Origin of the sequence: Sinorhizobium sp. FG01 (genome assembly GCF_002531875.1) — a bacterium.
GTDB lineage: Bacteria > Pseudomonadota > Alphaproteobacteria > Rhizobiales > Rhizobiaceae > Sinorhizobium > Sinorhizobium fredii_C.
Genome location: NZ_NWTB01000005.1, coordinates 148,024 through 172,211, shown reverse-complemented (window position 1 = coordinate 172,211; position 24,188 = coordinate 148,024). Strand labels below are relative to the sequence as shown.

Here is a 24,188-nt window from a genome sequence, read left to right as displayed (position 1 = left end):
GATGCGATTGGGCGGACGGCTCGCCGGAGCCATAGACGTTCTTGACGATATCGAGAAGCGCAAGCGCCCGGTTGCCGACGCGCTCAAGGACTGGGGCCTGTCGCATCGTTTTGCCGGCTCGGGCGACCGTGCCGCCATCGGCAACATCGTCTATGACGCGCTCCGGATGAAGCTCTCCCACGCCTATCTGATGGATAGCGAAAGCCCGGCCGCCCTCGGCCACGCGGTCATGTACCGCCAATGGGGCTTCACGCCCGATAGGCTGGCGGCGGAACTCTCCGACGACAAGTTCGCCCCGCAGGCACCCTCGGCAGAGATGATGAGGGCGTTCCGCGAGCGCCGTATCGAAGACGCGCCGCTCCATGTGCAGGGCGATGTCCCTGAGTGGACGCAAGCCTCTTTCGAAGAAAACTTCTCGGACGACTGGCTCGACGAAGCCAGGGCGCTCGCCGGCCGGCCAACCCTCGACCTTCGCGTCAACACGCTGAAGGCAAGCCGCGCCAAGGTCTTGAAGGCATTGGAGCGCAGCGGTGCCGAACCGTCGGCGATCGCCCGCCACGGCATACGCATCCCCGCCGGCGAGGGCGCCGCGCGCCTGCCGCACGTCACCGCCGAAATCTCGTTTCAGAAGGGCTGGTTCGAGGTTCAGGACGAGGGCTCGCAGATCGTCGCCGACCTGGTCTTTGCGCGCGAGGGTGAGCAGGTGCTCGACTATTGCGCCGGCGGCGGCGGCAAGACGCTCGCCATCTCCGCCGCGATGAACAACAAGGGTCAGGTGCATGCCTATGACGCCGACCGCAAGCGTCTCGCGCCGATCATCGAGCGACTGAAGCGCGCCGGCACCCGCAATGTCCAGGTGCACGAGTCGGCGGAGGCGCTCACCCCGCTTGCAGGCCGCTGCGACCGGGTGCTCGTCGACGCGCCCTGCACGGGGACCGGAACCTGGCGGCGCCGGCCCGACACGAAGTGGCGCCTGACCCAGAAGAACCTTGAGGAGCGACTGGCCCAGCAGGAGGAGGCGCTTGCCGGCGCCGCCCAGTTCGTGCGCCCCGGCGGGCACCTGATCTATGTGACCTGCTCCGTGCTTCCGGAAGAAAACGAAGCGCAGGTCTACGGCTTCTGTGAGGACAATCCGGAGTTCGAGATCCTCTCGGCCGCCGCAACATGGGCGACGCTGTTCGGTACCGACAAGCCACAGCCCTGGTCGGCCGATATGAAGACCGTCACGCTGACGCCCGCTTCAACCGGAACCGATGGGTTTTTCTTTTGCCTGATGGGCAGGAAAAGCTAGCGGCCCAGTGCATGTCGCCCACAAGCGTGCAGCGGTTTTGGGGCAACGACAGATACCGAGACGAACGCCGCAAGGGGAAGTCGCAAGTTTGAAAGTCTTCTAAACTATACGCTTTGACACCAGTTTGCTTTTGGGTCATGACATGAGCGCTTTACCGGCCTCGAGCCGCTTTGCTCGGCCGGTCTGCAAGAAGCGAAGGAGAGGGTCATGACCAAGAATTTCACCCGCGCCGCCGCGCTGGCACTTATGACGGCCACGTCCGTGCTGGCCCTGCAGCCGGCCAGCGCCGCGACCGACGCAGCCGCCGTCGTAAAGCATTATGCGGCGATCGCGCATGCCAAATACGAGGACGCGCTGACGACCGCCGAAGCCCTCGACAAGGCCGTCGATGCGCTGATCGTCAGCCCCAACGAGGAGACGCTGAAGGCGGCGCGCGAGGCCTGGCTCAGGGCGCGCAACCCCTACCAGGAGACAGAGGTCTACCGCTTCGGCAATGCGATTGTCGATGAATGGGAAGGCAAGGTGAACGCCTGGCCGCTCGACGAGGGCCTGATCGACTATGTCGACCCGAGCTACGGCACTGAGAGCGACGAGAACGCGCTGTTCACCGCCAATGTCATCGCCAACAAGACGATCAAGATCGACGGCAAGGACGTCGACGCGACGAACATCACGCCGGAATTCCTGGCCGGCACCCTGCAGGAAGCCGGCGGCATCGAGGCGAATGTCGCGACCGGCTACCACGCCATCGAATTCCTGCTCTGGGGCCAGGACCTGAACGGCACCGGCCCGGGCGCTGGCAAGCGCGCCTATACCGATTTCGACACCAAGGCCTGCACCAACGGCAATTGCGACCGCCGCGCTGCCTACCTGAAGGCGGCGACCGACCTGCTCGTCTCCGATCTCAAGGAAATGGTCGCCAACTGGGCACCGGAAGGTGCCGCGGCCAAGGCGGTGGAAGCCGAACCCGAGGCCGGCCTCGCGGCGATCCTCACCGGCATGGGCTCGCTCTCCTATGGCGAACTTGCGGGCGAGCGCATGAAGCTCGGCCTGCTGCTGCACGATCCGGAAGAGGAACATGATTGCTTCTCGGACAACACCCACAATTCGCACCTGCATGACGCGATCGGCATCCAGTCCGCCTATACGGGCGAATACACCCGGATCGACGGCACGAAGCTCACCGGCCCGTCGCTTTCCAAGCTCGTCGCCGCCAAGGACGCCGCGCTCGACAAGGAGATGACGGCCAATCTCGCGACGACGGTCGAGAAGATGCAGGCGATGGCAAAGCGGGCCGAGACCGTCGAGGCCTACGACCAGATGATCGGCGAAAACAATGCGGAAGGTAACGCTACCGTCCAGGCCGCGATCGACGGGGTGATTGCCCAGGCCAAGACCGTCGAACGGGTCATCGCGGCGCTCGACCTCGGCACGATCGAGCTTGAAGGTTCGGATAGCCTGGATAATCCTAACGCGGTTTTCCAATAAGCTGAAAAGGCGGGCCGTTCCGACAGCGGCCCGGCTCTTGCCCGATGAAAGTCCTGACCGCCCGCTTCCTCGCGCTGCCGCTCGCCGCGCTTATCGGCGTTGCCGCCGCGGCTTGGGCTACAGGCGATGGCCTCGGCGCTGCCGCCGGAATGAAGGGTGATACCCCCCTCTGCCCTGCCGGGCATCTCCCCCACAAGGGGGGAGATTGGCCGGAAGCAAAGCCCTGCCCCATCAACGCGCAAATACTGAACCTGTCGAATTCAACCGAACACGCGCAGCCTAATTCGTTGAGCGGAACATCGGCGCTTACCGATCTCCCCCCTTGTGGGGGAGATGCCCGGCAGGGCAGAGGGGGGTGCCTCCCGGCCCGCGACGACCTTTCCGGACAGGATCTCGAACGCGTCGAAACCGTCACCCGGCCCACCCAGGACTTTTCCAAGGCCGAACAGTTCGAGGCGATGTCGGCGGGCGCCACAACGACGATCGCGCCAATCGACCAGAGGGTCTTCCAGCAGTTCTCGGCCAACCTACCCTTCGAAGACGAAGAGAATTTCAAGCTCGGCAAGGCGCTGTTCGAAAAGCTCTGGGTCTCCGCCCCCTCCTCGACCCAAGCCTCCGATGGACTCGGCCCTCTCTATAACGCCCGCGCCTGCGAAAGCTGCCATCCGCGCGATGGGCGGGGCCGCCCGCCGGAGGGGGTGGATTCGACATCGACGGTCTACCGTCTCGCCCGTCCGCCGCGCGACGAAGCCGAACGGCGCTTCATCGCTGACCACCAGGCACTGAATTTCCCGGACCCCGTCTATGGCGCCCAGCTGCAGGACAGCGCCGTGCCCGGGCTTGCCGCCGAAGGCCGTCTCAAGGTCAGCTACCGGGAAGAAGCGGTGCCGCTTGCGGATGGCGAGATCGTCCATCTCCGAAAGCCGCATTACAGAGTCACCGATCTCGGCTATGGCCCGATGGACCCGATGACGACCCTGTCGCCGCGCGTCGCCCCGGCGATGATCGGGCTCGGCCTCATCGAGATGATCCACGAGGCAGACATTCTTGCGAAAGCCGACCCGGACGACCGGGACGGTGACGGCGTCAGCGGACGGGCGGCAATCGCCCGGGATCGGGACAGTGGCACGATCGCGCTCGGCCGCTTCGGCTGGAAGGCTCAGAATCCGACCATTCGCCAACAGGCAGCAGACGCCTTTGCGGTCGATATCGGCATTTCCACGCCGGCCTTCGACAGCGGCCATGGCGACTGCACCAAGGCGCAGGGCGCTTGCCTGACGCTTCCGATCGGTGTCCAGGCGCGGCTCGGTCCGGTCGAGGCCCCCGACCCGGTGCTCGGCCTCGTCACCTTCTATTCCGCCAATCTCGCGGTGCCGGCCCGGCGCAAGGCGAGCTTTCCGCAAACGCTAGAGGGCAAACGGCTTTTCTATGAAGCGGGCTGTCCGGTCTGCCACACGCCGAAATACGTGACCCGGCGCGATGCGCCTCACAAGGAGCTGGCCTTCCAGCTGATCTGGCCCTATTCCGACTTCCTGCTGCACGACATGGGCGACGGGCTCGCCGACGGCCAGCAGGTCGGAATTGCCAGCGGACGCGAATGGCGCACGCCGCCGCTTTGGGGGCTGGGCTTGACGAAGACCGTCAGCGGCCACACGTTCCTGCTGCATGACGGGCGTGCCCGGAATTTCACCGAGGCCATCCTCTGGCACGGCGGCGAGGCGGAAAAGGCCCGCGATGCCTTCGCCGCCATGTCGAAGGACGACCGAAACGCCCTGCTTTCCTTTCTGGAGTCGCTCTGATGCGCCTGCGCCTTCCCCTGATCCTCGGCTTGCTGCTTCTTGCAGCGATCGCACCCGCGGCGGCCCAGGAGGGCAACGCGCTTTTGCCGCGCGTTCTCGACGAAGCCGCCCTGCCGGGCGTGATGGCGAAGGCGGTCGATGGCTTCATCATTCCCGGCTATCGCGACCTGAGGCGGGCGACGGGCGAACTTGGCGAGAAAAGCGCCGCGCTTTGTGCGACGCCGTCTGACGCTGCACTTGAGGAAACGCGAGCGGCCTTTTCGGATGTCGTGCAAAGATGGTCGACGATCGAGATCATCCGCCTCGGACCGGCCCTCGAACAGAACAGGTTCGAGCGCTTCCTGTTCTATCCGGATCGCAAGAGCACCGGCCTGAAACAGGTACAGGCTATTCTCGCCAAGCGCGACGAGAGCGCGACGCAGGCGGAAAGCCTGAAAACGAAAAGCGTCGCCGTGCAGGGCCTCGGCGCGCTTGAATATGTTCTCTACGGCACGGGAGCCGAGACGCTGACCGGCGCGGAAGGTGACTTTCGCTGCCTTTACGGAACGACGATCGCGCAGAACCTGACGACGATTGCCGACGAGTTGCTCGCCGCCTGGGAGAAGCCCGAGGGCCTCCAGTCCGCCTGGAAGTCGCCGAGCGCTGACAATCCCCTCTTCCGCGACAACAGGGAAGCGGCAACCGAACTGCTCGGCGTTCTCGTGCACAGCGTCGAAATGATCAAGGACCAGCGGCTGCGCCCCTTCTATGCCGGCGCGATCGACGGCAAGGCTGACGAGGGCCGCCCCAAGCTCGCCATCTACTGGCGATCGGGCAATACGATGAGGTCGATCGCCGGCAACCTCAGCGGCCTGCAGACGCTGTTCAATGCTGCGGGAATGGAGAGCCTGCTTCCCGCCGACAGCCGCTCTATCGCCGGGTCGGTAAATTTCCTTTTCAAAGCATTGATCGGCATGACCGAACGCGTCGACGGCCCGCTCGACGCGGTGCTTGCCGATCAGAAACAGCGTTCCCGGCTCGACTTCATCACTCTCAACACGGCCGACCTCCTCGACCGGCTGAACCGCGACTTCGGCGGCGCGATCGGGCTTGGGGCCGGGTTTTCCTTCGCGGACGGCGATTGACACTACAGCGCCGTGCGTCCTTTCAGACGCACAAAGGACGCGGTAGCGCTTTCAATTACTGCATGTTTTTGTCCTTGAATGGGCTACGCTTCAAGGAAACATGCAGTAGCGTGAAAAAGCCTCCGGTTGACAAGCCGCGAATATGGGAGCAAAGCGCATTCCATGCCCGTCTCGCGGGCATGCTTCACCCACGAAGGACTAACCCAAGATGAACCCCGACAGTCGAAGTCGAGTCTTCCTTGCGGCCGTGCGGACCTGATTGATCAGGGCTCCGGGCGGTCCGATGACCTCGCCCATGGAGCCCAGAATGCTGCGCATCTACACAAGCCAGAACGGCCATCTCGTGCTCGTCGATCGTGCCGCCGGTCCTGCCTTCCAGGAGCCGGTGACCTGGTTCGACCTCTTCAACCCCTCCGCAGATGAGACGCGTTTCGTCGAGGAGCATCTCGGCATCGCCATTCCGACCCGCGACGAGATGCAGGAAATCGAGCTGTCCGACCGGCTCTACCAGGAGGACGGCGCGGAATTCATGACCATGACCGCAACCGCCAAGCTCGACAGCGACTACCCCGCCAAGGTGCCGGTGACCTTCGTGCTGAAGGGCGCGACGCTCGTCTCGGTGCGCCACGCCGACCCGAAGCCGTTCCAGCTCTATGCAACGCGCATCCAGAAGCCGAATGGTGCCGTCTGCGAGACGGGCGAACTGGTCATGCTGGGTCTGCTCGAGGCGATGATCGACCGGATTGCCGACGCGCTGGAGCGGGCCGGCAACGAGGTCGACGCGATTTCTCGCGAGGTCTTCCGCAAGTCGCATGCCAGCGCCACCAAGAAGACGCGCGACCTGCAGTCGCTGATCGAGCAGATCGGCCAGAAGGGCGACCTGCTGACGACCATCCGCGAAAGCCTTGTCAGCATCGGCAGGCTCGTCGCCTATCACGTCGCGGTGGAAGGGAGCGCGGCACGCAAGGCCGCCAAGGAGAGTCGGCAGCGGATCAAGCTGATCCAGCGCGACGCCGCCTCGCTCGGCGACCACGCGCTGTTCCTGTCGAACAAGATCAACTTCCTGCTCGACGCGACGCTGGGGCTGATCAATCTTGAGCAGAACCAGATCATCAAGATCTTCTCGGTCGCCTCCGTCGTGTTCCTGCCGCCGACACTGGTCGCCTCGGTCTATGGCATGAACTTCGACGCGATACCGGAACTGCACTGGCACTTGGGTTATCCCTATGCACTGGTGCTGATGGTCATGTCCGCGCTGTTGCCGTATCTCTATTTCAAGCGCAGGGGCTGGTTGTAGATGACGCAGTCGAGACCCCTCCCCAACCCCTCCCCACAAGGGGGAGGGGCTTGCCCGCCGCGGCCCGCCGAGCGCCATCTGCGACATCCGAACTCGCGGATCCGCTCTAAGCGGCCGAATCGGTCGCGGCATTGTAAATCCCTCCCCCTTGTGGGGAGGGGTTGGGGAGGGGTTGCGCTGCAGGATCGCCTCTCCGCCGAGAGACGTTCACTGTCGTCGGCCACGCGGAAAAACGCATGAGCACCAAAACCCTCATCGATCGACGCAGCTTCGCCAAAATGGCCGGCGTTGCCTGGATGGCGACGCTCGCCCCAAGCGGGGCCTTCGCGCTCGAGCGGGCGGATGCCGTCTTCGCCTCGGCCTTCATGGCGCCGGACGGCAGCTATGGCGTGGCGACGCTGACGGAGGAGGGAGAGATCGTCGAACGGACGCTACTGCCGGCGCGGGCGCATGGCATGGCCTTCTCGCCGGCGACCCGCCGCGCCGTCGCCTTTGCGCGCCGGCCCGGAACCTATGCCATGATCCTCGCGACCGACGGCACCGCCGAGCCGGTCGTCATCTCCGCCGCCGAAGGCCGCCACTTCTTCGGCCACGGCTGCTTCTCCGCCGACGGGCGGCTGCTCTACGCCACGGAGAACGATTTCTCCGCCAATCGCGGCATGATCGGCGTTTACGACGGGACGCGCGGCTTCATCCGCACAGGCGAATTCCCCACCTATGGCATCGGTCCGCACGACATGATGCTGACCGCCGACGGCCGGACGCTCGCAATCGCCAATGGCGGGATCGAGACCCATCCGGATTTCGGCCGCACCAAGCTCAATCTCGATCACATGGAACCGAGCCTCGCCCTGGTCGATACGGCGACCGGCGCGCTCATCGAGAAACACGGCCTGCCGCCGGAGCTCAAGCAGCTTTCCACCCGCCACGTCGACATCGGCGCCGACGGCAGGATCTGGTTTGCCTGCCAGTACGAGGGCGCGCGCGACGACCTGCCGCCGCTGGTCGGGCATTTCAAAAAGGGGGAGGAGCTGAGTTTTATCCCACTCCCCGAGCGCACGACCGCCGCCCTCGCCAATTATGTCGGCGCCATTGCCATCAACCGCCGCGAGGACCTTGTCGCGCTCACGTCGCCGAAGGGCAATGTCGCCGTGACGCTCGATGCGAAAACGGGCGCGGTCTTGAAGGAGGAACGGGTCGTGGATGCGGCGGGCGTTGCCGCTGCGAGACCCGGCTTCGCCGTCTCGTCTTATGATGGCCGGTTCAAGGGTCAGAAGAGTGCCGTCGCCTGGGACCAGCACATCGTCGGGCTCGGCAAGGATTAGGACGCTTCTAAATCAGGTCGCGACATTTCCCGCACCGGAAAGCTTGACCAGGTCATCCCAGCGATAGGCGATCTGCTCGAGGCTCTCGCGGCCGACGCTGACCCGGCCCTCTCCCACCGCCCGCGCGCCGAGCCGCTCGTAGAAGGCCCGGTTCGGATTGCCCTTCAGCACCCAGGCGAAGAGCGACGAGGCCTGCAGCTCCCGGCAGTGGGCCGCGACCGTGCGCACCAGCGCCGCACCAATGCCCGCGCCATGGAACTCCGGCAGAAGATAAAGCTCGTAGAGTTCCCGGTCGAAGGCCGGCGGCATGGACCGCGCCCGACCGTAATTCGCAAAACCGACCACTCGATCTTCCGAGAGATCGACGGCGACCAGGAGGAAGGCGCCCGGTATTCGCATTCGCCGCGCATGGCCGATCGCCTGGTCCTCGACCTTCATGGCGTCGAGATAGGCATCGGAAATGATCCCGCGGAAGGTCGCGCGCCAGGTGCTCACCAGCACCGACGCGATCATCATCACGTCGTCCGGTACGGCAGGGCGGATCTCTATGCGCCTGAAGTTCCTCATCAGGATGATATATGGATGCGGCCTGCGTCCCGAAAGTCCGTCGGCACCGGGTTCGCGCCGTGCGGACGATTGCGCTTGTCCTCGGTCGCGACGCATGCAACTGTCGGCGCGATCGGGCATCCCGGTCCGTTTCAGCAAGGGGCTTTTTGAATTGAGGCACGACAGCGAGCCGCACGATTTCCGCGCCCGCATCCGGGAGAGTTTCGACCGCCAGGCCGCCATGCGCACGATCGGCGCGGAACTTACCCGCGTCGAGCAGGGCACGGTGGAGATCGAATTGCCGTTCGATCTCAAGCTGACGCAGCAGCACGGGCTGCTGCATGCCGGGGTGATCTCGGCAGCGCTCGATGCCGCCGGCACCTATGCGGGCTATTCGCTCATCGATCCCGACGCATCGCTGCTGACCATCGAGTTCAAGGTCAATCTCCTTTCGCCCGGCCGCGGCGAGCGTTTTCTCTTCCGCGGCGAGGTGACGAAGCCCGGCACGACGATCATTGTCTCGGACGGCAAGGCCTATGCCGTCCGATCCGACGGACCGGCAAAGCTCATCGCCTCGATGACCGGAACGATGATGGTGGTGCGCGGCCGCGAGGGGATCGAGGGATGAGTTTCGAGTTGAAGCCGGTCGCCGGCAAGAACATCCTCTACGTGATGGCCGTCGACCTGGAATACGGCCCCTGCCTCAAGCACCGGATCAGGCCGCTGATGACCGGCGTCGGCCCGGTCGAAGCGGCCGTCGGCCTGACCAAGGCGCTTTGCGAGCTCAAGGCCGCAGGCAGGCTGCCGGATCTCGTCGTCTCGCTCGGCTCCGCCGGTGCCGCCACGCTCGAACAGACGGAAATCTACCAGGCGGCCTCGGTCGGCTATCGCGACATGGACGCCTCGCCGCTCGGCTTCGAGAAGGGCGCGACGCCCTTTCTCGATCTGCCCGCCGTCGTCAAGCTGCCGCATCGGGTCCCGGGCGTGAAGGAGGCGCGGCTTTCGACCGGCGCCGGTATCGTCTCCGGCAAGGCCTATGACGAGATCGACGCCGACATGGTCGAGATGGAGACCTATGCCGTCCTGCGCGCCTGCCAGGCCTTCGACGTGCCGCTGATAGGGCTGCGCGGCATATCGGACGGCAAGGCGGAGCTGAAGCATGTCGACGACTGGACGGAATATCTGCACGTCATCGACGAGAAGCTGGCAGACGCGGTGGACCGGCTGGAAAAGGCGCTCGACACGGGCCAAATCCGGCTCTGACGGTTCTGCAGCAGGTCCTAAATTGTCGGGGTGCAATGAAATCGTTGCGCCAAGGGCGGCCTTTCATTAAAGGCTCGCCATGTTCAAGCTTGCCTGAAGGCCCGCCATGACCCAGACAGCCCATCCCGACACCGTCCTGATCGTCGATTTCGGCAGCCAGGTGACGCAGCTCATCGCCCGGCGCGTACGCGAGGCCGGCGTCTATTGCGAAATCGTGCCGTTCCAGTCGGCCGAAGAGGGCTTCAGGCGCCTGAACCCGAAGGCGGTGATCCTGTCCGGCAGCCCGGCCTCGACGCTCGAGATCGGCTCGCCGCGCGCGCCGTCGGTGATCTTCGAAAGCGGCCTGCCGGTCTTCGGCATCTGCTACGGCCAGCAGACCATGTGCGCCCAGCTCGGCGGCAAGGTGGAAAGCGGCCATCACCGCGAATTCGGCCGCGCCTTCCTCGAAGTCGAGAAGGATTGCGCCCTCTTTGACGGACTCTGGTCGCTCGGCTCGCGCCACCAGGTATGGATGTCGCATGGCGACCGGGTGACAGCACTGCCCGAGGGCTTCGAGGTGGTGGCGACCTCGTCCAACGCCCCCTTCGCCTTCATCGCCGACGAGAAGCGCAAATATTACGCCGTGCAATTCCATCCGGAAGTGGTGCATACGCCCGACGGCGCCAAGCTCATCTCCAACTTCGTCCACAAGATCGCCGGCATCAAGGGCGACTGGACGATGTCGGCCTATCGCGCCAAGGCGGTCGAGGCGATCCGTGAGCAGGTCGGCGACAAGAAGGTGATCTGCGCGCTTTCGGGCGGCGTCGATTCCTCCGTTGCGGCCCTCCTCATCCATGAGGCGGTCGGCGACCAGCTCACCTGCATCCTCGTCGACCACGGTCTGATGCGCAAGGACGAGGCGGCCAACGTCGTCGCCATGTTCCAAGAGCATTACAACCTGCACCTCCTCCATATCGATGCCTCCGACCGCTTCATCGGCGAACTTACGGGCGTCAGCGATCCGGAAACCAAGCGCAAGATCATCGGGCGGCTGTTCATCGAGGTCTTCGAGGAAGAGGCGAAGAAGCTCGGCGGCGCCGATTTCCTCGCCCAGGGCACGCTTTATCCTGACGTGATCGAAAGCGTTTCCTTCACCGGCGGCCCATCGGTGACGATCAAGTCGCACCACAATGTCGGCGGCCTGCCGGAGCGCATGAACATGCAGCTCGTCGAGCCGCTGCGCGAACTCTTCAAGGACGAGGTGCGCGTGCTCGGCCGCGAACTCGGACTGCCCGACAGCTTCATCGGCCGCCATCCCTTCCCCGGCCCCGGCCTTGCCATCCGCTGCCCGGGCGGCATCACCCGCGAAAAGCTCGAAATCCTGCGCGAGGCGGACGCAATCTATCTCGACGAGATCCGCAAGGCGGGCCTTTACGATGCCATCTGGCAGGCCTTCGCCGTGCTGCTGCCGGTGCAGACGGTCGGCGTCATGGGCGACGGGCGCACCTACGAATTCGTCTGCGCGCTGCGCGCCGTCACCTCGGTCGACGGCATGACCGCCGACTTCTACCACTACGACATGGAATTCTTGGGCCGCGCCGCGACCCGCATCATCAACGAGGTGCGCGGCATCAACCGCGTCGTCTACGATGTGACCTCGAAGCCGCCGGGCACGATCGAGTGGGAGTGAGGCTCAGTCCTCCAGCTTCGCCCAGCAAAGGTTTTGTGGGGTCTGCAGCGCCATCCGTCTCTTCAGATGCATGGCGCTGATGTTCACGTCCTCAAATCGACAACACCAGGAATGTTCGCTGAGGATAAGGCGGTGCGGCGGTTGCTTCAGAGCAACTCCGATATAGGCTACTTGCACCATCAAACTTCAGCGATGGGAGCACCATGCCAAGGCAAGGATGGACATGGAAAGTCGATGGCTTCCTGTTCGAACCGGGAAGCAACCGTTATCTCGGGCGCCTCCGCAAGTTCAGCCAGTGTCCCAAAGGCAAATTCGATGCCTTGCGCCAGGCTGCGGCGCAATCCCCTTCAACAAGGTCGTCGCGGGATTTACGCCGCGTGCCGACCTGTTGAAGCCGGCACGCTATGCGATGCTCTATGAGCGGGGAAAGGGAGTGCTGCGCTCCGCGCTCGACCTGCCCACGGTCGATCAGGATTGATCCGGCCAGTCAATCGGCTTGCATGGCGAGGCTCATGCAAATAACGACTTGCGCGGGTATGGCCCGAACCATTGAGGACGGCAAAGTGGAAGTTTCCGAGATCATCATCGCCGGTGATACGCCGGGCGTCGAGTGGCGTCTGCCGGTGTTCCGGTTCACTGGAACCAGAGCCGGGGCACCGCGGAGCTATATTCAGGCCGCCCTCCACGCCAACGAACTGCCGGGCACGGCACTGCTTCATTTTCTCCTGGACCGACTGCGCCAGGCCGAGAGGGAAGGCATGATCCTCGGCGACATCACCGTCCTTCCCCAGGCAAACCCGATCGGCGCTGCGCAAGCGCATTTCGGCGAGCTGCAGGGCCGCTTCGATCTCGGCACCCGCGCCAATTTCAACCGCGACTTTCCGCTGATCCGGCTTGGCGATCGCGGCGGCCTCATCGAGAATCTCGAACAGTATTCGGCGGTCGACCGGCTGAAGCGACATCTGCTGCACATGGCACTCGGCTGCGACCTAGTGCTCGACCTCCATTGCGACGACGAAGGACTGCAATACGCCTATATCGACGAGGCCTTCTGGCCGGAGGCCGCGGACCTCGCCGCCGCACTCGACATGCGGGCGGTGCTCCTCTCCGACGGGGAAAGCTCCGCCTTCGAGGAGGCCGTTGCCTATGCCTGGAAATACGGGAGCGCCGGCGAAAGGAAGACCTCGCTGCCCGGCCGGCTTTCGGTGACCGTGGAACTGCGCGGCACGCGCGATGTCTATCCTGACCTGGCCGGCAAGGATGCCGAGGGCGTCTATCGGTTTCTCGCCGGACGCGGCGGCGTCGCGGCGGACGACGATCCTCGCCCGAGCTTTGGCGGCGTGGTGGCGCCGCTCGACAATATCGAGATGATTCGCGCGCCAGCAGCCGGGGCGATCCTCTTTCACCGGGACCCCGGCGAACAGGTCAAAGCCGGGGACCTGCTGGCGACGATCCTCGCCAGGCCCGGCGTGGCTGATGGAGCGATCGAGGTTCGGGCGCCGCAGGACGGCTTGATCGTCACCCGCGTCTCCACCCGCTTCGCCCGCTGCCGATCTGACCTGATGAAGATTGCCTGCCCCGGGCCGTCGCGGGCTCGGCGCAGGCCGGGGACGCTGGAGGCGTGACCCACACGCAGGCATTTCCTCAGCCTGACGATCCGGCCGCTCCTAAGGCGTCGAACCACCCTGCAGCTTCGGGCTGTCGAGCAGGATCGTCGAGCGCAGCGTCTTGATTTCGGCGATCTGCTCGAACTCGCTCCAGAGCAGGCGCTTGTAATCCGCAACATCGCGCACCGCTATCTTCAGCAGGAAATCGAAATCGCCGGCGACCGTATGGCACTCGACCACCTCCGGAATGCGTGACACCAGCTCGATGAAGCGCTGCCCGACCTTGCTGGCGGTCCGTTCCAGCGTCACCTCGACAAAGGCGTGGAAGCCGATGCCGAGTGCCTTCGGGTCGACGACGACCGTCTGGCGGATGACGCCGGTCGCGTAGAGACGCGCCAGCCGCCGCGACAGCGGCGCCGGCGACAGCCCCACCTTGGCGGCGAGTTCGTTGTTGCTCTGCGACGCATCTTCGATCAGCAGCCTGATGATCCGCCGGTCGGTCGCATCCAGCTCCGTTCGTTCGATTTCCATCATTCCCGAGTTTTCGCAAATGGGATGCAGTTGATGCCCAGTATACCGCAAAAGCACGCGCCAGCATTAGCGAAATCAGACAAATATGTCGTCGATTTTGCGCCATGCTTATCTTACAGAGGATCCGTCAAAGCCCTGATGCGGCTTGCCTTTGAACAAACCCAAGACGACTATCGACCGGTCACAGCTCCAAGGATCTCCAGCATGTTCGACGCCCTCGCCCGCCAACCCGACGATCCGTTGCTGGCCCTGATCGGCCTGTTCCGCAAGGACGAACGCCCCGGTAAGGTGGATCTTGGCGTCGGCGTCTATCGCGACGAGACCGGCCGCACGCCGATCTTCCGCGCCGTCAAGGCGGCGGAAAGGCGGCTGCTCGAGACGCAGGAGACGAAAGCTTATGTCGGCCCCGAGGGAGATCTGGTGTTCCTCGACCACCTCTGGGCCCTCGTCGGCGGCGAGACGGTCGAGCGCAGCCATGTGGCCGGCGTGCAGACGCCCGGCGGCTCCGGCGCGTTGCGGCTTGCGGCTGACCTGATCTACCGCATGGGCGGCCGGAAGATCTGGCTCGGCCTGCCGAGCTGGCCGAACCACGCGCCGATCTTCAAGGCAGCAGGCCTCGAGATCGCCACCTACGACTTCTTCGATATTCCGGCGCAATCGGTGACCTTCGACAATCTCGTCAGCACGCTCGAAGGTGCTGCCGCCGGCGACGCGGTGCTCTTGCATGCGAGCTGCCACAACCCGACAGGCGGCGTCGTGACCGAACCCCAATGGATGGAGATCGCGGCGCTCGTTGCCGAGCGCGGCCTGCTGCCGCTCGTCGATCTCGCCTATCAGGGTTTTGGGCGCGGCCTTGAACAGGACGTGGCCGGGCTCAGGCACCTCTTGACCGTCGTTCCGGAAGCGCTCGTCGCGGTTTCCTGCTCGAAGTCCTTCGGACTCTATCGCGAGCGCACCGGCGCGATCTTCGCCATCACCCCCTCGTCCTCGTCCGCCGATACGGTGCGTTCCAATCTCGCCGGCCTTGCCCGCACCAGCTATTCCATGCCGCCGGACCACGGCGCGGCGGTCGTCCGCACGATTCTTGCCGATCCCGAACTTGCCCGCGACTGGGCCGAGGAATTGGAAGGCATGCGGCTGCGCATGACCGGTATCCGCAGAATGCTCGCGGAAGGCCTCAGGAGCCGCTGGCAGAGCTTGGGCGCGATCGCCGGCCAGGAAGGGATGTTCTCGATGCTGCCGCTCACCGAAGCGGAGGTGATGCGGCTCAGGACCGAGCACGGCATCTACATGCCGGGCTCGGGGCGCATCAATATTGCCGGGCTGAAGACGGCGGAGGTCGCCGGTGTCATCCAGAAATTCACCAGCCTCTGATCGGATCGCCGGAATGACAGCCGACAGCGAAGCGGTCGACGCCCCGGTCGAACGCCACAAACTATACGAGGACGTGCTCGCCATCCTGACCGGCACGCTCATCGTCTCCCTTGGGGTGGTGATCTACAGCAAGGCGGTGCTCTTGACCGGCAGCACTGCCGGGCTGGCGCTGCTCCTGCAATATGCGACCGGCACCAGCTTTTGGCTGGTGTTCTCGCTCGTCAACCTGCCCTTCTACATCCTGGCGGTGAAACGTCTCGGCTGGTTTTTCATGCTGCGGACTTTCCTCGCGGTCAGCCTCGTCTCGCTCTTCTCCAGGCTTACGACGCAATGGATCGAGTTCGCCCGGCTCGACCCGATCTATGCGGCGGTCGTCGGCGGCGGGCTGATGGGGATGGGGCTGCTGGTGCTCTTCCGCCATCGAACCGGCCTCGGCGGCATCAACATCCTGGCGATCTACCTGCAGGAAAAGAGCGGCATCCGGGCCGGCTACTTCCAGCTGGCGGTCGACCTCGCGATCCTGGCCGCCGCTTATTTCGTGCTGCCGCCCGCCAATCTGATGCTGTCGGTCCTCGGTGCAACCGTCGTCAATATGATGCTGGCGATCAATCACAGGCCCGGGCGCTATGTCGGCGTGACCTGAGATCGCCGCTTCCGGACTTTTCTCCGCCGCCGCGCGCGGCTATGTGTGATCCCGAATGCGGCGGAAGAAGGTTCGAGCAATGACGGTCACGATCTACGGCATCAAGAACTGCGACACGATGAAGAAGGCGCGCGGCTGGCTCGACGGCCGCGGCACGACCTACCGGTTCCACGACTACAAGGCCGAGGGCATCGACCGCGCTCACCTCGAGCGCTGGTGCGCGGAGCTCGGCTGGGAAACGGTTCTCAATCGCCAGGGCATGACCTTTCGCAATTTGCCTGAGGCGGAGAGGCAGGATCTCACCGCCGAAAAGGCGATCGCGCTGATGCTCAAGCAGCCGTCGATGATCAAGCGGCCGGTGCTGGAAGCCGACGGCAAGCTCGTCGTCGGCTTCAAGGCCGAGCTCTACGAAGCGGAATTCGGCGCATAAGAGCGATGTCCAAAACGACCCGCGCCACTCAGACGCTCACTATGGCCGGCGTCTCCTTCACGGTGCACAGCTACGAGTACGATCCGGGCGCCGAGCGCGTCGGGCTGCAGGCGGCGGAGGCGCTCGGCGAGGAGCCGTCGCGCGTGTTGAAGACGCTGATGGCGGAGGTGGACGGCAAGCCGGTCTGCTGCATCGTGCCCTCCGACCGGGAAGTCAGCATGAAAAAGCTCGCCGCCGCCTTCGGCGGCAAGTCGGCGAACATGATGAAACCGGCCGACGCCGAGCGGTTCACCGGCTACCATGTCGGCGGCATCAGCCCCTTCGGCCAGAAGAAGCTCGTGCCGACGGCGATCGAGGAAGCGGCATTCGGCGAGGCGCTGGTCTATATCAACGGCGGCCAGCGCGGGCTGCAGGTGCGGCTTGCGCCCAAGGACGCGCAGGCGGTGCTCAAGGCGATCGGCGCTCCGCTGATCGCCTGACGAGGTCAGGAGAGTCTTGAAAGCAGCGCGGCGAGCGCCTTGGCCTCCGGCTCACTGAGCTTCGTGCCGACATGCGTCTCGATCGACTGCGAATAGGTCTCCCACATGCGAGCCCGCATCGCCCTCCCCGCTTCGGTGACGGTGACCCAGCAACCGCGCGCATCCTCGTCATAGGATTCGCGGCGCACCAATCCTTCCTTTTCCAGCCGATCGATCAGACGGGAAAGATTATATTGGGCAAGCAGCGTCCGGGCCTCGATCTCGAATGGGCGTAGTCTGCCTGCTTCGACCTTCACCAGTTCCCAAAGCACGTCGTACCAGGAAAGCGGAGGGAGCCCTGCCGCCTTAAACTCCTTTTCGATGGCCGCAAGAACGCGCTGCTGCGCCCGCATGAGCCCTATCCATGCGTCGGTGGTCGCTGATGTCGGCCCGGCTATTCCTTTCATACATGCAATTACATCTATCTTGACGCAGTTGGCAAGTCGAGATATATGCAACTGCATATACTTCTCTCACCAGCGGAGGCTCCCATGACCGCGTCACTGACCCTGATCAGCCATCATCTCTGCCCCTATGTGCAGCGCGCCGCGATTGCGCTTGCCGAAAAAGGCGTGCCGTTCGAGCGCGTCTATATCGACCTCGCGAACAAGCCAGATTGGTTCCTGAAGATCTCGCCGCTCGGCAAAGTGCCTCTGCTGCGCATTCCGCAAGACAGGGGCGGGGCGGTCCTCTTCGAAAGCACGGTCATCTGCGAATATCTCGAAGAAACTCAGCCGGGCGCGAAACTCCACCTGGCAGATCCTCTGGCGAGGGCACGGCACCGCGGCTGGATGGAGTTCGGCTCCTCCATCCTTTCCGATCTCTGGGTCTACGAGACCACGCAGGACGCCGACACGCTCGGCGCAAAGGGCAATGCCCTCAAGGCCAAGTTCGAGACGGTCGAAGCGGAGCTCGGCCACGGCCCCTATTTCGCGGGCGCCGATTTCAGCCTTGTCGATGCCGTCTTCGCGCCGATTTTCCGCTATTTCGACCTGTTCGACTTGGTTGCGGAGCATGGCATCTTCGATGGTCTGCCGCGCGTCGGCGCCTGGCGCAAGGCACTGGCCGAGCGGCCGAGCGTCAGGGCGGCAGTGACCGCCGATTACGCCGAGCGGCTGATGGCGTTCCTCGAGAAGCACGACGCGGCATTGCTGAAAACGGCAAGGATCGCCGCCTGATTGGTGAAACACGGACCCTTCTGTTTTTGCGGGAAGCGGTCTAAAACGGGCGTATCCGCATAACATCCGAGAAGGAGCTGCCATGAACGCCCCCCTCCAGTCGGCCAGAAATCCCGTCGACCCTGCCAAGCTCGACAAGCTTGCCGAGGTCGCCATCAAGGTCGGCCTGCAATTGCAGCGCGGGCAGGACCTGGTGATGACCGCGCCGATCGCCGCGCTGCCGCTGGTGCGTCTCATCACCAGGCATGCCTATATGGCCGGCGCCGGGCTGGTAACGACCTTTTATGCCGACGAGGAGGCGACGCTCGCCCGCTACGCCCATGCGCCGGACGAGAGCTTCGACCGGGCCAGCGACTGGCTCTACGAGGGCATGGCGAAGGCCTTTGCCGGCGGCGCGGCGCGTCTGGCGATCGCCGGCGACAATCCGATGCTGCTTGCGTCCGAGGACCCGCAAAAGGTCGCCCGCGCCAACAGGGCGAACTCGATCGCCTACAAGCCGGCGCTCGAAAAGATTTCCAATTTCGACATCAACTGGAATATCGTCTCCTATCCGAATCCCTCCTGGGCGAAGCAGGTGTTTCCGGACGATCCGGAGGCGATCGCCGTCGAGAAGCTGGCAAGCGCCATCTTCGCCGCCTCCCGCGTCGACGCCGACGACCCGATCGCCGCCTGGGCGGAGCACAACGCCAATCTCCGCCGGCGTTCGGCCTGGCTGAACGAGGAGCGCTTCTCCGCGCTGCATTTCACCGGCCCAGGCACCGACCTGACGGTCGGCCTCGCCGACGGCCACGAATGGCACGGCGGCGCTTCCAGCGCGAAGAACGGCATCACCTGCAACCCGAACATTCCGACCGAGGAGGTCTTCACGACGCCGCATGCCTTGCGCGTCGAGGGGCATGTGTCGAGCACAAAGCCTCTGTCGCATCAGGGCACGCTGATCGACAACATCCAGGTCCGCTTCGAGGGCGGCCGCATCGTCGAGGCCAAGGCATCCCGGGGCGAGGAAGTGCTGAAGAAGGTGCTCGACACCGATGACGGCGCCCGCCGGCTCGGCGAAGTGGCGCTGGTGCCGCATTCCTCGCCGATCTCGGCTTCCGGCATCCTCTTCTACAACACGCTCTTCGACGAGAACGCCTCCTGCCACATCGCGCTCGGCCAGTGCTACTCGAAGTGCTTCCTCGGCGGCGCCAGCCTCAGCGAGGAACAGATCCGCGCCCAAGGCGGCAATTCGAGCCTGATCCATATCGACTGGATGATCGGCTCCGGCAAGGTCGACATCGAAGGCGTGCGCGCCGATGGCGGCCGCGTGCCCGTCATGCGCCAGGGCGAGTGGGCTTGAGTCTATGTAAGTCTTGCGCTGGCACCCGGCTACACCCCCCTCTGCCCTGCCGTGCAGAGGGGGGTGTAGCCGGGTGCCTCAGCTCACATGTCCAGCCATCGAAGGATGGATTTGAGCGCGGCGATGCCCCTGCATAATTCGATTGCTATGTCCTAAGGGACTCGGCACGCCGCGCCATCTGCGCCTGCTGACTCATCCATACACTGGCGAACACGACGGCGATCCCGATCGCTTGCACCGCCGTCACCTGCTGCCCAAGCACGCCCCAGCCAAGCAGGATCGCCACCACGGGGCTCAGGAAGCCGAGCGGCGAGACCTGGGACGGCTCCAGTCGTGACAATCCGCGGAACCATAGAAGATAGGTGAAGGCGGCGCCGATCAGGCCGAGATAGGCGAATCCCATCAAATGGGAGGCGGTGAGCGGTGGCAGCGAGGGTTCGAAGAACAATGCCACGGGCACGAGGAGAAGCCCGCCGGCCGCCAGTTGCCAGGCGGTGAAGGTCAGCGGCGAGACCGGCGGCGCCCAATGCCGGCTCAGCACCGTCCCGAAGGCCATGGAGACCGCGCCGGCAAGACCGGCCGCGACGCCCAGCGGATCGAGTGCAGCCCCGGGCGTCAGCACCAGCAGCGCCACCCCGGCAATGCCGGCGATGCCGGCAATGACGCTCAGCGCCTTGACCGGCGAACCAAGCACGACACGCGACAGCATGACGACGATCAGCGGCTGGATGGCACCGACGGTCGCGGCGACGCCGCCCGGAAGGCGGTAGGCCGAGACGAACAGCATCGCCCAGAAGAACGAGAAGTTCAGCGCGCCGAGCAGAAAGCTGCGCGGCCACCAGATGCCCTTCGGTATCTGCCGAACGACGAGCAGCAACAGCAGGCCGGCCGGCAGCGCTCTCAGCATAGCCACCGTCAGCGGGTAGCCGGCCGGCAGAAATTCGGTGGTAACCAGATAGGTGCTTCCCCAGATCGCCGGGGCTATGGCGGTAAAGGCAAGGTCGAGGTTCTGCTTCATTATCTTTGCCTAAAGTAACTTGACATCAAGATAACTGTAGCGGAGTTTATCTTGACGTCAAGACACCCACTTAGTAGTGCCATGGTGAAGGCGCGGAGCGGCTCCGCCTGTCATGCCGGGGGTGCATATGAAACACAGCGACAAGGACCACGTGGATCGGATCCTGGCCCAGTGGCGCCGGGAGCGGCCGGAACTGGACGTCGCCGCCATGGGTCTCCTCGGACGCTTGGGGAGGCTCAGGGCCCATATCGCCCGGGAGCAGGAGGCAGTCTTTGCCGAATACGATCTCACTTCGGCAAGCTTCGACGTGCTGGCGACGCTCCGCCGTTCCGGTCCGCCGTTTCAACTTTCGCCCGGCGAACTGCTTGCGGCAACAATGGTGACCTCCGGCACCATGACCAACCGCATCGACCAACTCGAAAGAGCAGGCCTCGTCGAGCGCCTGGACAATCCCGAAGACCGACGCGGCGTGATCATCGCGTTGACGCCGAACGGCTTGAAGCGCATCGATGCAGCGGCGGCGGCGCACGTCGCCAACCAGCAGCGCCTGATCGCGGGCCTTGAGCCCGAGGAACGGGAGGCGCTCGACGCGCTGCTCCGGAAATTCCTCGCGACCTTCGAATGAGCTGATCAGATCCGGCTCATCAGGGCGCGGACGCGCTCGATATGGCGCTTGCGCTTCGCCTCAGTCGCCCGATCCATATCGTGAAGGCTGACCATGCGGAACCTGACATCCTTGCTGCAGAAGGCGGCGATGCCGCGCTTCAGCAGGCGGCGAACCGGGTTGCCCATATAGAGATGGACGACCCACCAGGGCGAGCCGGTGGTCGTCAGAGCGCAAAAGAGCTTAATGTTGGTGAGCCGCGGGATGATGCATCCGCCCGCTAGATCATGGTCGAAGGCGACACCTGGAGCGAAGACCCGGTCGAAGAAGCCTTTCAGGATCGCCGGAAAATTGAACCACCATTGTGGAAAGACGAGCATCAGCCCGTCGGCCGCCTGCAGCCGCCCGATCCAGCCGGCAACTTCGGAGGCATCATATCGCTGGGAGAAATAGCTGGCGCGCTCGGCAGCGCTCAGGCACGGATCGAAACCTTCGCGATAGAGATCGAGCAGATCGACGGTGTTGCCGCGGCTTTCCAGGGTCTCCTTGGCGGCGCGCGCGACGCTCGCCGCAAAGCTGTCCTCGAGCGGGTGGGCGAGCACCATCAGAATTCGCATCGCCCCCCTCTCAGAACAGGCTGCCCTGCTTTGTCGGCTCGGCCGTCCGGGCCGATCGTTTCTTCGGCGCCGGCGCCGCCGGCGAGCCGCCCTCGCCCGCTACGGCCGAGACCCGGCCGTCGGCGAATTCGAGCGACAGCGTCATGCCCTCCGTCACTGCCGCCGCCTGCTTCACCGGTTCGCCCGCCGCATCACGCACCAATGCAAAACCGCGCTGCAGGACGTTGCGATAGGACAGCGATTGCAGCACCCGGTCCTGCGCCGCGAGCGCGCCCTTCAGCCGGCGCATTTCCGCGGCCATGGCTCCATCGGCGCGCGCGCTCAAGCCCGAGACACGGTCCGACGCGCGGTGGATCTGGCTGACGAGCCGCGACGGCAGCGCACGAAGCGACGCATCGGCGGCGGAAACGCGCGCCTGCCGACGGTCGAGCTGGCGCTCCACGCAGCGCTCGGCCTTGTTCATTGCCTCCAGAAGATGCCGGCGTTGCTCGCGGATCTTCGTCGTCAGGAGTTCGGGTCGCAAATGGGCCGCGATGCGCTCGAAGCTGCGGCGCTTGTTGGCGGTGTTCATCTGCAGACCGCGGCCAAGCCCGGCGGCCGCCTCGTCGAAGCGTCTCCTTGGCAGGGCGAGCAACTGATCGAGCGACGGCAGCGCCCGGGCGACCGCCCGCAGCGCGTGGCGGCGGTGATCCATCTGCCGTGTGGCGGCCGCCTGCAGGCGAGCCGAAAGATTGGCGGTCTGCGCCTCGAGATCTGCCTTCACCGGAACCGCCATCTCGGCCGCACCGGTCGGCGTCGGCGCCCGCTGGTCGGCCGCGTAGTCGATCAGCGTCCAATCGGTTTCGTGACCGACGGCTGAGATCAGCGGAATGGCGGAGGCCGCCGCCGCGCGCACCACCGCCTCGTCGTTGAAGCACCAGAGATCCTCGAGGCTGCCGCCGCCGCGCGCGACGATCAGCACGTCCGGTCGCGGAATGGCGCCGCCAATCTCGAGCGCGTTGAAGCCGCGGATCGCCGCCTCGATCTCGTCGCACGCCCCGTCACCCTGGACGCGCACCGGCCAGACGACGACATGGACCGGGAAGCGATCGGCAATCCGGTGCAGGATGTCGCGGATGACGGCGCCTGTCGGCGAGGTGACGACGCCGATCACCTTTGGCATGAAGGGCAGCGGCCGCTTCCTTGCCGCATCGAACAGTCCCTCTGCCGCGAGCTTGCGCTTGCGCTCCTCGATCATCGCCATGAGCGCGCCGGCACCGGCGGGTTCTAGCGAGTCGATGACGATCTGGTATTTCGACGAGCCGGGGAAGGTCGTGACCCGGCCGGTCGCGATCACTTCCATCCCCTCCTCCGGCCGGAATTTCAGCCGCGCGAAGGTGCCCTTCCAGATCACCGCCTCCATCCGGGCGCGATCGTCCTTCAGCGCGAAATAGGCGTGGCCGGAGGAATGCGGCCCGCGATAGCCGGAAATCTCCCCGCGCACCCGCACATGCTCGAAGGCCTGCTCGAGCGTGCGCTTGATCGAGCCGGACAGTTCCGACACCGAATATTCGGCGACGTTGGATGAAGAATCGGATTCGAAGAACGACGTCATGAGCCCTTTGTAGCCGACCGGGCGACGAAGATCAGCACTCCGTGGCGCCTTTCTACTGTTTTTCCGGCGAGGTGACCTTCTCGAAAAAGCGTCGCGTCGCGTCGTCCGCCGGGAAGAAGGATTCGATCAGCACGCCCTCCACCAGCGCATCCTGGGTCGAACCGAAGGTCGACAGCGTCGTGATGAAGCGCAGTTCCGTATCGCCGACACGCAGTTCGATCGGCAGCACGGGCAAACGATCCGTCGCGGGATAGCTGTCGAGCGCCTTGACGACCGCCGGATCGGCAGTGAGCCGGTCGAGCCGGCGCTGCAGCGGACTGCGCGGCCCCTGCAGCCAGGCCTCCGTCCGAACCCGCTGGACAAGGTCCGCGGCTGCCGCCTCCCAATTCACGACGAGGGTACGGACGCTCTCGGCGCCCAGGAAGGCGTCGAGGAAATTCTCCCCCGGCCCGAACGGCGCATCGGCGACCGCGGCAAGCGCTGCAAAGGCCGGATTGGCCATTAGTACGCTGTACTGATGATCGAGGACGAGGCCCGGATAAGGGTCGTGCCGGTCCAGCATCAAACGGATCGCGCCGGCGATGGCGGCCGGCATCGCGTCCAGGCCGGAGGCCGGACGCGTCGCCATGCGCGGCCGATAGCCGGCCGCGGAAAAGAGCGAGCCTTGGTCGCGCGCCGGAATATCGAGCACCGACGCAAGCCGGAGGATCATGCCCTCGGTCGGCCGCGAACGCCCGGTTTCGAGAAAGGAAAGATGCCGGGTGGAAATACCCGCCGCGGTCGCAAGATCCAGCTGGCTCATGCGGCGGTGACCACGCCATTCCTTCAACTGACTGCCGAATCCCATGGCGCCCTCCTCGTTGCGCGGCAAGAATGGGCCGAACACAGCGGGAAATCCATTACCTCAGAGGTAATTGGTTTGATGACCGCATC

24 protein-coding genes and 1 pseudogene are annotated in these 24,188 nt (G+C 64.8%); 18 read left to right on the top strand and 7 right to left on the bottom strand.

Annotated features, from left to right (window positions below; translation table 11 throughout):
- The first annotated feature begins 1 nt into the window (after position 1).
- The 6 genes from CO656_RS08980 to CO656_RS08950 all read left to right on the top strand — a co-directional run bounded on the left by CO656_RS08980 (position 2) and on the right by CO656_RS08950 (position 8,324).
- Positions 2 to 1,291, top strand: a complete 1,290-nt coding sequence (locus CO656_RS08980; RefSeq protein ID WP_097525491.1) for an RsmB/NOP family class I SAM-dependent RNA methyltransferase — start codon at positions 2 to 4, stop codon at positions 1,289 to 1,291.
- Between the two features lie 207 nt (positions 1,292 to 1,498).
- On the top strand, positions 1,499 to 2,779 hold the full coding sequence (locus CO656_RS08975) for an imelysin family protein (RefSeq protein ID WP_097525490.1): 1,281 nt from the start codon (positions 1,499 to 1,501) through the stop codon (positions 2,777 to 2,779).
- 44 nt (positions 2,780 to 2,823) lie between these two features.
- Complete coding sequence (locus CO656_RS08970) at positions 2,824 to 4,578, top strand: di-heme oxidoredictase family protein (RefSeq protein WP_097525489.1); 1,755 nt, start codon at positions 2,824 to 2,826, stop codon at positions 4,576 to 4,578.
- On the top strand, positions 4,578 to 5,702 hold the full coding sequence (locus CO656_RS08965) for an imelysin family protein (protein WP_097525488.1): 1,125 nt from the start codon (positions 4,578 to 4,580) through the stop codon (positions 5,700 to 5,702). The genes CO656_RS08970 and CO656_RS08965 overlap by 1 nt, the downstream gene beginning before the upstream one ends.
- Before the next feature lie 307 nt (positions 5,703 to 6,009).
- Entirely contained in the window at positions 6,010 to 6,999 is a 990-nt protein-coding gene (locus CO656_RS08960) for a magnesium transporter CorA family protein (protein WP_037420990.1), read from the top strand.
- A 236-nt stretch (positions 7,000 to 7,235) separates the two neighbouring features.
- Complete coding sequence (locus CO656_RS08950; RefSeq protein ID WP_097525487.1) at positions 7,236 to 8,324, top strand: DUF1513 domain-containing protein; 1,089 nt, start codon at positions 7,236 to 7,238, stop codon at positions 8,322 to 8,324.
- Positions 8,325 to 8,336: 12 nt separating this feature from the next.
- Here the strand turns inward: CO656_RS08950 and CO656_RS08945 are convergent, their stop codons facing one another.
- Entirely contained in the window at positions 8,337 to 8,891 is a 555-nt protein-coding gene (locus tag CO656_RS08945) for a GNAT family N-acetyltransferase (protein WP_037421078.1), read from the bottom strand.
- 220 nt (positions 8,892 to 9,111) lie between these two features.
- On the opposite strand from CO656_RS08945, the gene CO656_RS08940 reads away from it, so the two are divergent.
- From CO656_RS08940 to CO656_RS08920, 5 genes and pseudogenes are all read left to right on the top strand, one after another.
- Positions 9,112 to 9,498 carry a PaaI family thioesterase gene (locus tag CO656_RS08940; RefSeq protein ID WP_234819746.1) on the top strand — a complete coding sequence of 129 codons (387 nt, stop codon included), beginning with the start codon at positions 9,112 to 9,114 and terminating at the stop codon, positions 9,496 to 9,498.
- Positions 9,495 to 10,133, top strand: coding sequence for a 5'-methylthioadenosine/S-adenosylhomocysteine nucleosidase (locus CO656_RS08935; protein WP_097525486.1), 639 nt, complete (start codon positions 9,495 to 9,497; stop codon positions 10,131 to 10,133). Before CO656_RS08940 ends, CO656_RS08935 begins: the two co-directional genes overlap by 4 nt.
- A 106-nt stretch (positions 10,134 to 10,239) precedes the next feature.
- Positions 10,240 to 11,802, top strand: coding sequence for a glutamine-hydrolyzing GMP synthase (guaA, locus tag CO656_RS08930; protein WP_037420999.1), 1,563 nt, complete (start codon positions 10,240 to 10,242; stop codon positions 11,800 to 11,802).
- 227 nt (positions 11,803 to 12,029) lie between these two features.
- Positions 12,030 to 12,280, top strand: a pseudogene (locus CO656_RS08925) (hypothetical protein); the annotation flags it as partial.
- Positions 12,281 to 12,365: 85 nt separating this feature from the next.
- Positions 12,366 to 13,427, top strand: coding sequence for a succinylglutamate desuccinylase/aspartoacylase family protein (locus CO656_RS08920; protein WP_097525660.1), 1,062 nt, complete (start codon positions 12,366 to 12,368; stop codon positions 13,425 to 13,427).
- A gap of 42 nt (positions 13,428 to 13,469) precedes the next feature.
- Here the strand turns inward: CO656_RS08920 and CO656_RS08915 are convergent, their stop codons facing one another.
- Positions 13,470 to 13,940 carry an Lrp/AsnC family transcriptional regulator gene (locus CO656_RS08915; RefSeq protein ID WP_037421085.1) on the bottom strand — a complete coding sequence of 157 codons (471 nt, stop codon included), beginning with the start codon at positions 13,938 to 13,940 and terminating at the stop codon, positions 13,470 to 13,472.
- A gap of 204 nt (positions 13,941 to 14,144) precedes the next feature.
- Between CO656_RS08915 and tatA the strand changes: the two genes are divergently transcribed.
- The 4 genes from tatA (at position 14,145) to ybaK (ending at position 16,866) form a co-directional block, all read left to right on the top strand.
- Positions 14,145 to 15,314 carry a tyrosine aminotransferase gene (tatA, locus tag CO656_RS08910; protein ID WP_097525659.1) on the top strand — a complete coding sequence of 390 codons (1,170 nt, stop codon included), beginning with the start codon at positions 14,145 to 14,147 and terminating at the stop codon, positions 15,312 to 15,314.
- Positions 15,315 to 15,327: 13 nt separating this feature from the next.
- Positions 15,328 to 15,957, top strand: a complete 630-nt coding sequence (locus tag CO656_RS08905) for a YitT family protein (protein ID WP_097525485.1) — start codon at positions 15,328 to 15,330, stop codon at positions 15,955 to 15,957.
- A 79-nt stretch (positions 15,958 to 16,036) separates the two neighbouring features.
- Entirely contained in the window at positions 16,037 to 16,387 is a 351-nt protein-coding gene (locus tag CO656_RS08900) for an ArsC family reductase (protein WP_037421007.1), read from the top strand.
- A gap of 5 nt (positions 16,388 to 16,392) precedes the next feature.
- Positions 16,393 to 16,866, top strand: coding sequence for a Cys-tRNA(Pro) deacylase (gene ybaK, locus CO656_RS08895; RefSeq protein WP_097525484.1), 474 nt, complete (start codon positions 16,393 to 16,395; stop codon positions 16,864 to 16,866).
- Between the two features lie 5 nt (positions 16,867 to 16,871).
- Here the strand turns inward: ybaK and CO656_RS08890 are convergent, their stop codons facing one another.
- A complete protein-coding gene (locus CO656_RS08890; RefSeq protein WP_179864732.1) occupies positions 16,872 to 17,312 on the bottom strand; it encodes a helix-turn-helix domain-containing protein in 441 nt (146 codons plus the stop codon).
- 84 nt (positions 17,313 to 17,396) lie between these two features.
- On the opposite strand from CO656_RS08890, the gene CO656_RS08885 reads away from it, so the two are divergent.
- Positions 17,397 to 18,083, top strand: coding sequence for a glutathione S-transferase family protein (locus CO656_RS08885; RefSeq protein WP_097525483.1), 687 nt, complete (start codon positions 17,397 to 17,399; stop codon positions 18,081 to 18,083).
- 82 nt (positions 18,084 to 18,165) lie between these two features.
- Positions 18,166 to 19,422 (top strand): aminopeptidase, encoded by a 1,257-nt coding sequence (locus CO656_RS08880; protein WP_097525482.1) that lies wholly within the window; start codon positions 18,166 to 18,168, stop codon positions 19,420 to 19,422.
- Between the two features lie 145 nt (positions 19,423 to 19,567).
- Here the strand turns inward: CO656_RS08880 and CO656_RS08875 are convergent, their stop codons facing one another.
- Entirely contained in the window at positions 19,568 to 20,443 is an 876-nt protein-coding gene (locus CO656_RS08875) for an EamA family transporter (protein ID WP_179864738.1), read from the bottom strand.
- Positions 20,444 to 20,567: 124 nt separating this feature from the next.
- Here CO656_RS08875 and CO656_RS08870 point away from each other — a divergent pair, with 124 nt between their 5' ends.
- The gene (locus CO656_RS08870; protein WP_097525658.1) at positions 20,568 to 21,065 is read left to right on the top strand and encodes a MarR family transcriptional regulator; all 498 of its coding nucleotides are present in this window, start codon (positions 20,568 to 20,570) and stop codon (positions 21,063 to 21,065) included.
- 5 nt (positions 21,066 to 21,070) lie between these two features.
- Here CO656_RS08870 and CO656_RS08865 read toward each other — a convergent pair whose 3' ends face one another.
- Genes CO656_RS08865 through CO656_RS08855 form a run of 3 tightly spaced genes read right to left on the bottom strand, consistent with a single transcriptional unit; the run spans position 21,071 to position 24,102 of the window.
- Entirely contained in the window at positions 21,071 to 21,661 is a 591-nt protein-coding gene (locus CO656_RS08865) for an NAD(P)H-dependent oxidoreductase (RefSeq protein ID WP_097525480.1), read from the bottom strand.
- Positions 21,662 to 21,671: 10 nt separating this feature from the next.
- A complete protein-coding gene (xseA, locus tag CO656_RS08860; RefSeq protein WP_097525479.1) occupies positions 21,672 to 23,255 on the bottom strand; it encodes an exodeoxyribonuclease VII large subunit in 1,584 nt (527 codons plus the stop codon).
- Positions 23,256 to 23,307: 52 nt separating this feature from the next.
- A complete protein-coding gene (locus tag CO656_RS08855) occupies positions 23,308 to 24,102 on the bottom strand; it encodes a helix-turn-helix domain-containing protein (protein ID WP_037421031.1) in 795 nt (264 codons plus the stop codon).
- Between the last annotated feature and the right edge of the window lie 86 nt (positions 24,103 to 24,188).